The sequence below is a fragment of the Nesterenkonia muleiensis genome, from assembly GCF_003600155.1.
Lineage (GTDB): Bacteria > Actinomycetota > Actinomycetes > Actinomycetales > Micrococcaceae > Nesterenkonia > Nesterenkonia muleiensis.
In genome coordinates this window covers 1-10,836 of sequence record NZ_QWLD01000051.1, presented here as the reverse complement: position 1 = coordinate 10,836, position 10,836 = coordinate 1, and the positions used below count along the sequence as shown (strand labels likewise).

Below are 10,836 nucleotides of genomic sequence, written 5' to 3'. Positions count from 1 at the left end.
TGGAGTCCATGTGTGCGGATTTCATCGACCCGGAGAATGATCCCTTCCAGTGGTTGGAGGACGTTGAGGGGGGCGAGGCGCTCACCTGGGTGGAACAGCGCAACCGAGTCGCTGAGGCCACGCTCCAGGATGAAGAGTTCGGCCCGCTGAGGGACTCCCTGCGTGAGATCCTCGACGCCTCCGACCGGATTCCGCCGGTGACCAAGCGCGGCGACTGGCTCTACAACTTCTGGACCGACGCGGAGCATCCGCAGGGGATCTGGCGCCGCACCACACTGGAGTCCTATAAGAGCGAGGACCCCGAATGGGAGATCCTGCTCGACCTGGACGAGCTCTCCGAGACGGAGGGCACCACCTGGGTCTGGCACGGCGCTTCTGTGCTGCGCCCCGAACAGGCCAGTGAGGAGATCCCCGGCTACTCCCGGGTGCTCATCGACCTCTCACCCGGGGGCTCTGACGCTGATGTCACCCGCGAGTTCGACCTCAACACCCGCTGCTTCATCGACCCCGAGGGCGGCGGTTTCTACCGGCCACAGGGCAAAGGAGGGCTCGGCTGGATCGACGCCGAGACGGTCTACGCCTCCACCGACCAGGCTGTGGTCACCGAGGACACCCCGGTGACCACCTCTGGATACCCCCGCATCGCACGGCTCTGGCGCCGCGGAACACCGCTGATTGAGGCAGAGCCGATCATCTCTGTGGCTGAGGACGACATGCTCGCCTCTGCAGGCTATGACTCCACCCCCGGGTATGAGCGTCATCTGGCCACCCGGGTGCTGGGCTTCTACGATGCGGAGACCTACCTGATCACCTATGACGACGCTGGCGAGCCCACTCTGACGCTCATCGACGTCCCCACCGATGTGCGCGTGGGCTTCCATCGTGACCTGATCTTCTTCGCCCCGCGCACCGAGGTGACCATCCGCGGCGTCGTGCTCCCCGGAGGCAGCCTCTACATCGCCGATGCCGAGGAGTTCCTGCACGGGGACCCTGAGCTGACCGCCCTGTTCACCCCCACCGACTCCACCTCGCTGCAGGGCATCACCGCCACCCGGAACCTCTTTGCCCTGACCGTGATGGACCATGTGGTCGAGCACGTCGAGGCCCATTGGCGAGATGGCGAGGGCGCATGGCGGTCCCAGCGGGTGCTCACCGAGATCACCGGCTCGCTCTCCGTGGGGGCCTATGACTCCCGGGAGAGCGACCAGATCTGGATCACCGCCAATGACTTCCTCACCCCTGCTTCCAAGTACCTGGGTTCGCTGGCCCCTGTGATCGATGGTGAGCCGGAAAGCTACGACCTGATCAAACGGGCCCCGGAACGGTTCAGCGCGGCAGGGCTGAGCGCGGTTCAGCGCTTCGCCACCAGCGAGGACGGCACCGGCGTTCCCTATTTCCTGATCGGCCCCGAACGAGTCCTCAACGGCCCGGAGACTGCACCGACTGTCCTCTACGGCTACGGCGGCTTCGAGATCTCCCAGAAGCCCGGCTATCTGCCACTGGTGGGAAAGGCATGGCTGGAGCCAGGCGGCGTCTTCGCCTTGGCCAATATCCGCGGCGGAGGTGAATACGGTCCGCGCTGGCACCAGGCTGCTCTGAGACAGAACCGCCACCTGGCGTATCAGGACTTCGCCGCAGTGGCCAAGGACCTGGTGGCTAGCGAGGTGACCACCACAGCACAGCTGGCCTGCCGAGGTGGGTCCAATGGCGGCCTGCTGACCGGCAACATGCTGACCCAGTACCCCGATCTCTTCGGAGCGGTGGTCATCCAGGTGCCGCTGCTGGACATGAAACGCTACGCCCAGCTGCTCGCAGGAGCCTCCTGGCGGGCGGAGTACGGAGACCCTGAGACTGAGGACTGGGACTACATCCGCCGCTACAGCCCCTACCATCTGCTGAGCAACGGGGCGCAGTACCCACCGGTGCTGCTGACCACCAGCACCAAGGACGACCGGGTGCACCCCGGCCACGCCCGGAAGATGACTGCAGCCCTGGAATCATTAGGCGCCGACGTCACCTACTGGGAGAACACCCAGGGCGGACACGGGGGAGCCGCTAATCCTCAGCAGCAGGCCACGATGAACGCGCTGATCTACCGGTTCTTGGGGCAGCGGCTCGGGCTGTGAGTTCTCGCCCGGGATGACGCCCGGCGCCAAGAGAACTCTGGGGCGTTTGTGGTGACAGAGTGATGTTGTTCGCTGTCAGCTGGCCCGAAGACAGTACGCCAGTCGGCAGCCTGGACATAGACTATGCGGGTGCACACTTCCTATGCTGTCGAGGCCCATGGCCTGTTCAAGAAATTCGGCGACAACATCGCGGTCGACGGCGTTGACCTCAGCATTCCCCGCGGGGGGATCTACGGGGTGCTCGGCCCCAACGGGGCGGGCAAGACTACTGTCATCCGTATGCTGGCCACTCTGCTGCGCCCTGACGGCGGTGAAGCCCGGGTTCTGGGTCACGACGTCGCCGCCGAATCCAAGACCGTTCGCGAGAAGATCGCCCTGACCGGCCAGTTCGCCTCTCTGGATGAGGATCTCACCGGGATCGAGAATCTGATCCTGCTGGGCCGGCTGCTGGGCTTCGACAAGCGGGCCGCCCGCAGCCGTGGCATGGACCTGCTCAACGCCTTCGGCCTGGCAGATGCTGCCGACCGGCAGGTCAAGAAATACTCCGGAGGTATGCGCCGCAGGCTTGACATCGCTGGATCGCTGATTGTCACACCTGAGCTGATGTTCCTGGATGAGCCGACCACCGGGATCGACCCGCGCAGCCGCAATCAGGTATGGGACATCATCCGGACCCTGGTGGCCGGTGGCACCACCATCTTGCTGACCACCCAGTACCTGGAGGAGGCCGATCAGCTGGCTGATCGGATTGCGGTGATCGACCATGGCCAGGTGATCGCCGAGGGGACCCCCGGCCAGCTGAAGTCCCAGGTCGGCGCCGGTGCTCTCACAGTGCGTGTGGCCGATCCCGCTCAGCGTGAGGAGGCAGCCGGAGTGCTGGAGCGGACTCTCGGCGGCGACGTCGTCCGTGAGAAAGACTCCGCTGGGCTGAGTGTCCGTCTGGGGGAGGGGACCAACGCCTCCCCGGCGTTGATCGCCATGGAGGAGAGCGGAATCGCGGTGGAGACCTTCTCCTACGGCCAACCCAGTCTTGACGAAGTTTTCCTTGCACTCACCGGCAAGCCCACTGAGACCGAACAGAACGACGACGACGCCGCTTCGGCGGCAGAGACCGCCGAGGCAACGCTATGAGCCAGGAAACCGAAACCACTGCTATGGGGCAGGAACGAAGCGATCTGCCGAGTTCTGGTGTGAAGCCCGGCGCTAGCCAGCCGAGAGCTGAGCGGGGTTCCCCCGCCGGCGGGACCAGCACCGAGGCAGAGAAGATCACCAAAGTCCTGTTGCCGGCTGAGCAGCGCCCCACGCCCTCCGGCCCGGTGTCCGGGTCCATCACCTTCGGCTGGCGCGCGATGCTGAAGATCAAGCACATTCCCATGCAGCTGTTCGACGTCACCATCTTCCCGATCATGATGACGGTGATGTTCACCTTCATCTTCGGCGGGGCGATGGGCGCGGTGGTCTCCGGCACCGGCCAGACCGGCGGACCGGCAGTGAGCGAATACGTGCAGTTCTTCATTCCCGGCATCTTTGTCCAGACGCTGATCATGGTCACCATGTACACCGGCATGACGCTGAACAAGGACATCTCCAAGGGTATTTTCGACCGGTTCCGCTCATTGCCCACCTGGCGGCCGGCCCAGCTGGTGGGTGCCCTGCTGGGTGACCAGGTCCGTTACACCCTGGCGGGAACCATCATCCTTTCGGTCGGGTTCATCGTCGGATTCCGCCCCGCCGGCGGGCTCACCGGCGTGCTGGCCGGCTTCGCGCTGGTGCTGCTGTTCAGCTTCTGCCTGTCCTGGGTGTGGACCATGGTCTCGCTGCTGATGCCCAATGAGGAGGCGGTGATGGGGGTATCGATGACGATCATCTTCCCGCTGACCTTCGCCTCCAATATCTTTGTGCCCACCGAGACCATGCCGAACTGGCTCTCCGGCGTAGTGGACGCCAACCCGGTCAGCGTGCTGGTCTCCGCGGTCCGCGAGCTGATGGACGGCACCTTCGACCCCGGCTCCGTTCTCCTGGTGGGCGTCTACTGCGCGGTCCTGGTCGCTGTCTTCGCCCCGATCTCGATGTTCCTCTACAACCGCAAGTCCTAAGCGGGAATGGGCCCGCCGTACCACTCCTCGATGAGGGCCCGGGCGATGGAGGAGCGCATCGGCAGGTGCACCCCGCCGGCTGAGACCTCGGTGAGGAGCTCTTCGCGGGTGAAGAAGCGTGCGTCGGTGAGCTCCTCACCGTCGACGCGGACCTCGGTGCTGGCCCCCGGCCTGACTCTGGCCTGGAAGCCCATCATCAATGAGCACGGAAACGGCCAGGGCTGACTGCCCCGATAGGTGGTCTCGCCCACGGCGATGCCGGTCTCCTCGGCCACCTCCCGGATGACCGCCTCCTCCAGCGGTTCGCCCGGCTCCACATAGCCTGCCAGGGTGGAGAACCGCCCGGTGGGCCAGTGCGCGGCGTGGCCCATGAGAATGCGGTCGTCATCGTCGAGCACCGCCATGATCACCGCGGCATCGGTGCGCGGATAGTGCAGTGACTGATCCACCAGGCAGCGGCGCACCCAGCCGCCGTCGATGATCTCTGTGGCCTCCCCGCAGCGTGGGCACCGCAGATGGCGCTCGTGCCAGGCGGTGAGTGCGACCGCGGTGGTGCCGAGCCCGGCGTCCCGGTCGCTGAGCCGGTCCCCGATGTCGCGCAGGTGCTCGAAGCTCAAGCCTTCGACGAGTTCGACCAGACTGGCCTCTGAGGTGATGGGGACCCCGTCGAGGTCCCTTTCGAACCCGAGATCTTCAGGGAGCATGCTGGCCACCAGGCGCATCCCGTCGGCGCGGCCCAGGTACAGCAGTCGCTGCTGCTGCCATCCGCCGTGAGGAAGTCTGGAGACGTCGAACAGCGCGAGTCCTGCGGCGTCGACCCCCAGCTGGCTGCCCTGAACGAGCAGCACACGTGTGGCAGGATCTGCCGCGAGTTCCTCGAAGAGCCCCTGTAACGTCCGCGATGCGGCGTCGGCGTCGACTGTGGTACGGGCCAGCGGCAGGTTCTGCAGAGTCACATCTTCATCCTATCCCCGGGCGAGCGGGTGCCGCCGGAGCCTTTGCCCGGTCCCGGGGATGGCGGGCCGGCATGGCTGAATCGTCCAGACCGGCATTTCGTAGCAAGGTACGAAAAGTGCTTCCGAGGCTTGAATCCCGAAATGTAGCCCAGGTCACACTGCTGGCGCATACTGGACTCCTGAAAACACCTAGAGGAGGTGCTAGTCATGTCGAAATCATCTGAGGCTGCCGAGGCCCCGGAGGGCAAGAAGAAACCCTCTGAATCCACCGCCATCCTCTCCGCGGTGATGAGACCGCTGAACGTCGTCGTCGAGAAGCTCATGCCCTCGGCACTGTCCTTCGCCATCATCCTGACCTTCGTGGTGGCGATCATGGCGCTGATTCTCACCGACTCCGGCCCGCTGGAGATCGTTGAGCACTGGGGCGTGGGACTAGCTGGTCTGCTGGAGTTCATCACTCAGATGGCTCTGATCCTGTTCCTGGGCAGCATCCTGGCCAACACCCGGCCAGTGCGCAAGCTGCTGGTCTGGCTCTCCTCCATACCCAAAAGGGCGGTCCAGGCCTATCTGTTCGTGTTCCTGGTGGCGGCAGCAGCCTCGCTGATCACCTGGGGGCTGGGTCTGATCGTCGCCGGCCTGCTGGCCCGCGAGGTCGCCCACGCCTTCAGGGAGCGGGGTCAGCGAATTCACTTCCCCATGCTGGTGGCTTCAGGCTTCGCCGGGTTCGTGGTTTGGCATATGGGCTATTCAGCGTCGGCTCCTCTGACGGCTGCGACTCCGGACTCCTTCTTAGCGGACCAGCTGGGTGATTCGATCCCGATCACCGAAACCATCCTTGCCCCCTGGAATCTGGTCGCCATCGTGGTCACACTCCTGGTGGTCGGCCTTGCGCTCTACCTCATCGCTCCCAGGGACGATGATCGCATCATTGCCCTGGAGGCAGACGTCCGCGACGGTGGGGTGAGCGTCCACGATGAGGTGGCCACCCCGGCCGACAGGCTGGACACCTCCCGGATTCCCACCCTGTTGGTGGGCCTCATGCTGGTGGTCTATCTGGTGATCCACTTTTCACAAGGGGGCAGCCTGACGTTGGACATCGTCAACTGGACCTTTCTCGCGCTGATCATGCTGCTGGTGAAGCATCCAGCAGAACTGATTGCGATCGTCAAGGTGGCCGCCTCCTCAGTGGGTGAGATCCTGCTGCAGTTCCCCCTGTACGCCGGAATCCTGGGTCTGATGACCGGCACCGGCCTGGTGCAGGTACTCTCTGATGCCTTCGTCTCGATCTCCTCCCCACAGACTCTGGCGCTGCTGGCCTTCCTCTCTGCCGGAGTGGTCAATTTCTTCGTCCCCTCCGGCGGTGGGCAGGTGGCAGTCCAGGGGCCGATCCTGCTGGAAGCGGCCGAGTCCCTGGGAGTGGATCCAGCGTTTGTGATAATGGCTATCGCCTACGGGGACCAGTGGACCAATATGATTCAGCCCTTCTGGGCCTTGCCGCTGTTGGCGATCGCCGGACTTCGAATGCGTGACATCCTCAGCTACACCACAGTAGCCCTGGTGGCCTCAGGGCTGGTATTCGGCGGCACCATGCTGATCATATCCCTGTAACCCGGCCCGAACCGCCAGGCCCAGCGCCTCAGCGGAGGTTTCGTCGGAAAAAACCGGAAGCGTCGCAGCCCATGGAGAACGGGAAGACGGTAGCGTGAGGGTATGCGGATCCTGGATGAGGTCAATCATGAGATCGGCTCGCTGGTCAGAGCTGCTCGACGGGTCGCGGTGCTTTCCGGGGCGGGGATCAGCGCAGAGTCCGGCGTTCCCACCTTCCGCGAGGTCCAGACGGGGTTGTGGGAAAGGTTCTCCGCTGAGGATCTTGCCACTGGCGAGGCCTTCGCCCACGACCCGGCCCTGGTGTGGACCTGGTACAGGTGGCGGCAGTCGCTGCTCCTCCAGGTGGAGCCCAATCCCGGCCACTCCGCGTTAGCCGGATGGCAGCGGCGCCTGCGCGAGGCCGGCGGGGAGCTGAGCATCGCCACACAGAACGTGGACGACCTGCACGAAAGGGCCGGCGCCGAGGTGCTGGCTCACCTGCACGGCAGCATCTTCGCCCACCGGTGTGCAGAGTGCTCTGAGCCTGCCGAGCTGGCGGCTCCCGAATACGACGGCCTGGAGCCCCCCGAGCAGCCGGAGCAGCCTCCGGCCTGCGCCTGCTGCGGGTCCTCTCTGCGCCCCGGTGTGGTGTGGTTCGGCGAGATGCTTCCGCTGAAGGCCTTCGAGCTCACCTCTGACGCCATCCGGCAGGCTGATCTGGTGGTCGTGGTGGGAACCTCTGGGCTGGTCCAGCCGGCAGCCTCCCTTCCCTTGCTGGCACTGGAGCGTGGCACTCCGCTGATCGAGGTCAATCCCGAGGAGACCGAGATCAGCGAGGTCATGGACTACTGTCTGCGAGGACCTTCAGGAACGATGCTTCCGGCCGTTGCTGAATCCGCGCGGTGATTCTCAGTGCCCAGTCCCGACCAGTAGTGAGGATCCTTTTTTGACCGTATGGGAAGCAGTGCTCCTGGGCGCCATCCAGGGGCTGTTCATGTTCATACCGGTGAGCTCCTCCTCACATCTGGTGATTGCCGAGCACTGGCTGATAGATGCCGGATCCCAGATACCCGGTCCAGACACTCCGGAGATGATCTTCTTCAATCTGGTGGTGCACCTGGGCACTATGGTCTCTGTGGTCGTCGTGATGTGGGGGCCGCTGATCAGGCTGTTGTCCGGTACCGTGCGGGAAGTGAGGTGGCTGGTGAGTCGCCGCACCCTCCGGCACCTGATCCATCTGAAGCTGATGCTGCTGGGAGTGGTCGTGGTCGGTATCACCGGGGTGCTGGGACTGGTGATCCGTGAATACGGCACCGATGTCTTCGCCACCCCGTGGGTGGTGGCGATTTTGCTGTTCATCACCGCTGGAATCCTGTGGTGGACCGACTCGGTGACCAACACCTGGCGCGGAGCCGCGCAGATGACCCTATGGGTGGCCGTGGTGATAGGCCTCGCCCAGGCCGCTGCCCTGTTTCCAGGCATCTCACGCTCAGGGATCACCATCGCTGCGGCGCTGGCGCTAGGAATGCACAGAAGGATTGCCGCGCAGTTCAGCTTTTTCGTAGCCATCCCCACCATTGTGGCGGCCACTGCGGTTCAGTCCCGCAGCCTGCTCGGCTATGAGGGTGGTTTGAGCGTGGGAGCTGATGCCTACTGGGCGGCCTTCATCGTCGCCGCAGTAGTGGGGGCGTTCGCGCTGTGGTTTGTGCTGGCTCTGCTCTACCGGGCCAGGTTCCGCATCTTCGCGGTATATGTGGTCGTCTTCGGCATCTTCATCCTGATCTTCCAGCCTGACCTCTCCGACCCGCCGGTGGATGACGCTCCGGTCCGCGGGGAGCAGGAGGCGGAGGTTAGGCTGGGAGGGTGATATGGCTCTACGTGATTGCCGTGGTGGTGGTGGGCGTCGTCGTTGTCCTGCTCACGGGACGGTGGGAGGGTGCCGAGGCGCCGAGGGACGAGTCCCCCGCAGCCGTCCCTGACCGGATCGACGAATTGCTCAGTCAGGCCGCGCAGCGCGAGCTCAGCGCCGATGACCTGCAGCAGGTCCACTTCGACTCCGCAGTGCGCGGCTACCGTATGGAGCAGGTCGACAAGCTCCTTGAGGCCCTCACCCTGCAGCTGCACCGTGCCCAATCGGCAAACTCTTCCGGCAAGTCCAAGAACTCTGATGAGGATGACATCTCAGCGGAGTAAGAGATAATGGAGTGGCACGAGTCCGACAGGCACGACGATGAAAGAGGATTATCCCGATGGCTGCTATGAAACCGCGTACTGGTGACGGCCCGATGGAAGTCGCTCAGGAAGGGCGCAGCCTGATCATGCGCGTGCCGATTGACGGTGGCGGCCGTCTGGTCCTCGAGATCAACAACGACGAAGCCGAGTCCCTCAAGCAGTGCCTGATTGCAGCTGTCGGCGAGTAACTACCGTCTGACCGCGGTCAGCAGACCGGTGCCTGTGGGAATCATGGCGGTGACCACGGCGTCGTCCTCACGCAGTCTCGACTCCACCTGACGCATTGCCTGGGTGGAGGGTTGACGCACCGCTGGCTTGGGCACCCGGTCGGAATCGAGCGCGTCGTTGAGGATGAGCATTCCGCCGGGGTGCAGCAGCCGCAGTCCCTGGTCAATATGCTCAGCGGCCTGCTCTGGATCAGTCTCGATGAACACCAGATCGTAGCCGCCGGATGTCAGACGCGGTAGCACCTGCTCAGCCTTTCCGGTGATGAGCCTGGTACGGGAGGGCGCCACGCCCTGCGCCTGCAGCATCTGGCGGGTGGCCGCCACACGGTCCGGATCGGCATCGATCCCGGTGAGCACCGCGCCGGCTGAGGCTCCGTGCATCAGCGAGGCAGCGGCCAAGCCGGTGCCCAAGCCGATGCCGACAATGGCCCGGGAGCCGCCCGCTGCCGCCAGCACGGTCAGGGCTGCCGCGGTCCCCTCGGAGATGGCAGGTGTTCCGAGATCATTGGCCAGCACCCTGGCCAGGTCCACCAGGTCGTTCTGGGCCGCGTGCTCCTCCGCATAGGCCCAGCTGGCGTATTTCGTCTTATCCGGCGTGCTCATAGCTGAACTATATAGTCAGGCCGCCACAGTTGCCCGATGGGAGAGATTCACAGAAAAAAATAAGCTAGTGCTCAGCAAGCGCAGGCAAAATGGCCCTGATGTCTCGCAGGACCAGCCCCCCTCATTCTGGATCGCGTAGCCCCGGCCGGTTGCATATCGGCTGGGTTCTTGGTGTCTTCGCCGCGTCGCTGGCCACTGTGGTCTGCCTCATTATTGCCACTGCCTGGGTGGTGGGCGGACGTGCCGTCCCCAGCACCTCTACAGTCCAGGAACTGCTTCCGCCGGAACCCCCCCAACAGCCCAACGGCACAGCCGACGACGCCGTGGCCGTCTCTGCTCTGCAACCGCCGGCAGGTGCCGATCAGGAGCACCTGGTCAATGAGACGCCGGCGATCCTGCCCGGATCCTCCCAGATCACCCCGGTCAAAGAGCTCCCGGTGGAGCAGCTCGACGAACTCAAGACGCTGGGCTGGGCCGTTCCCTACCTCTCCCGGTCCGACTTCGAGCACGACTACGCAGAGACCAGCTCAGGGGACAACGTGCGCACCATTCAGGTGCATATGACCGATGGCGAGGACTTCATCAACGTGGCCGAGACCCGGCCTGAGGCTGAGGATGTGGAGCTTCACCCTCTTCAGGACAAGCTGCACAGCGTGGTGGACCTGGATGCGGTCACCGCGCAGCCGCTGGAGCTGGGCACCGGTCATGAGTCCACGCTGTACCACTCCGAAGGTACGGGGAGCTGGACCAGCGCTGTGGAGACCTCCAACGCCCAATACGTGGTCACCTCCAGCCTGCCCACCTCCTCAGCGCATGAGATCACCACCTGGGTGGTGATCACCGACCGTTCCCGGGTCCAGCTCTCCTATTCGGCCCCCGGCCCGGCCGACCGCCTGGAGCGCGGCTTCGACGAGATGCGCAGCTGGTTCGGCGCCGAGTAACGGCACGGGGTTTCCCCGCCCGCGGGACTAGCAGGCGTGATGGCCGGCGTCAGCCGGCCGAGAGCGTG

Annotated in this window: 11 protein-coding genes; 9 read left to right on the top strand and 2 right to left on the bottom strand. The window is 64.6% G+C overall.

The genetic code is table 11. The features are described from left to right. Nucleotides 1–8: 8 nt before the first annotated feature. The 3 genes from DVO78_RS15495 to DVO78_RS15485 all read left to right on the top strand — a co-directional run bounded on the left by DVO78_RS15495 (nt 9) and on the right by DVO78_RS15485 (nt 4,222). Nucleotides 9–2,126: a prolyl oligopeptidase family serine peptidase gene (locus DVO78_RS15495; RefSeq protein ID WP_120006191.1), complete on the top strand. Its 2,118-nt coding sequence runs from the start codon at nt 9–11 to the stop codon at nt 2,124–2,126. Between the two features lie 123 nt (nt 2,127–2,249). Beyond that, the gene (locus tag DVO78_RS15490) at nt 2,250–3,257 is read left to right on the top strand and encodes an ATP-binding cassette domain-containing protein (RefSeq protein WP_120006189.1); all 1,008 of its coding nucleotides are present in this window, start codon (nt 2,250–2,252) and stop codon (nt 3,255–3,257) included. Continuing rightward, nucleotides 3,254–4,222: an ABC transporter permease gene (locus tag DVO78_RS15485; RefSeq protein ID WP_238385356.1), complete on the top strand. Its 969-nt coding sequence runs from the start codon at nt 3,254–3,256 to the stop codon at nt 4,220–4,222. Before DVO78_RS15490 ends, DVO78_RS15485 begins: the two co-directional genes overlap by 4 nt. On the opposite strand, the gene nudC is transcribed toward DVO78_RS15485, so the two are convergent. Further along, a complete protein-coding gene (gene nudC, locus DVO78_RS15480; RefSeq protein WP_120006185.1) occupies nt 4,219–5,178 on the bottom strand; it encodes an NAD(+) diphosphatase in 960 nt (319 codons plus the stop codon). The genes DVO78_RS15485 and nudC overlap by 4 nt on opposite strands. Before the next feature lie 288 nt (nt 5,179–5,466). On the opposite strand from nudC, the gene DVO78_RS15475 reads away from it, so the two are divergent. The 5 genes from DVO78_RS15475 to DVO78_RS15455 all read left to right on the top strand — a co-directional run bounded on the left by DVO78_RS15475 (nt 5,467) and on the right by DVO78_RS15455 (nt 9,185). Further along, nucleotides 5,467–6,786, top strand: a complete 1,320-nt coding sequence (locus tag DVO78_RS15475) for a short-chain fatty acid transporter (RefSeq protein ID WP_120006239.1) — start codon at nt 5,467–5,469, stop codon at nt 6,784–6,786. 102 nt (nt 6,787–6,888) lie between these two features. Then, entirely contained in the window at nt 6,889–7,671 is a 783-nt protein-coding gene (locus tag DVO78_RS15470) for an SIR2 family NAD-dependent protein deacylase (RefSeq protein ID WP_120006183.1), read from the top strand. A gap of 40 nt (nt 7,672–7,711) precedes the next feature. Beyond that, the gene (locus DVO78_RS15465; RefSeq protein WP_120006181.1) at nt 7,712–8,632 is read left to right on the top strand and encodes an undecaprenyl-diphosphate phosphatase; all 921 of its coding nucleotides are present in this window, start codon (nt 7,712–7,714) and stop codon (nt 8,630–8,632) included. After that, on the top strand, nt 8,629–8,958 hold the full coding sequence (locus DVO78_RS15460; RefSeq protein WP_120006179.1) for a DivIVA domain-containing protein: 330 nt from the start codon (nt 8,629–8,631) through the stop codon (nt 8,956–8,958). Before DVO78_RS15465 ends, DVO78_RS15460 begins: the two co-directional genes overlap by 4 nt. 56 nt (nt 8,959–9,014) lie before the next feature. Continuing rightward, on the top strand, nt 9,015–9,185 hold the full coding sequence (locus tag DVO78_RS15455; protein ID WP_120006177.1) for a DUF3117 domain-containing protein: 171 nt from the start codon (nt 9,015–9,017) through the stop codon (nt 9,183–9,185). Here the strand turns inward: DVO78_RS15455 and DVO78_RS15450 are convergent, their stop codons facing one another. After that, nucleotides 9,186–9,827: an O-methyltransferase gene (locus DVO78_RS15450; RefSeq protein WP_120006175.1), complete on the bottom strand. Its 642-nt coding sequence runs from the start codon at nt 9,825–9,827 to the stop codon at nt 9,186–9,188. A gap of 98 nt (nt 9,828–9,925) precedes the next feature. On the opposite strand from DVO78_RS15450, the gene DVO78_RS15445 reads away from it, so the two are divergent. Further along, on the top strand, nt 9,926–10,768 hold the full coding sequence (locus DVO78_RS15445; protein WP_162301601.1) for a hypothetical protein: 843 nt from the start codon (nt 9,926–9,928) through the stop codon (nt 10,766–10,768). Nucleotides 10,769–10,836 lie beyond the last annotated feature (68 nt).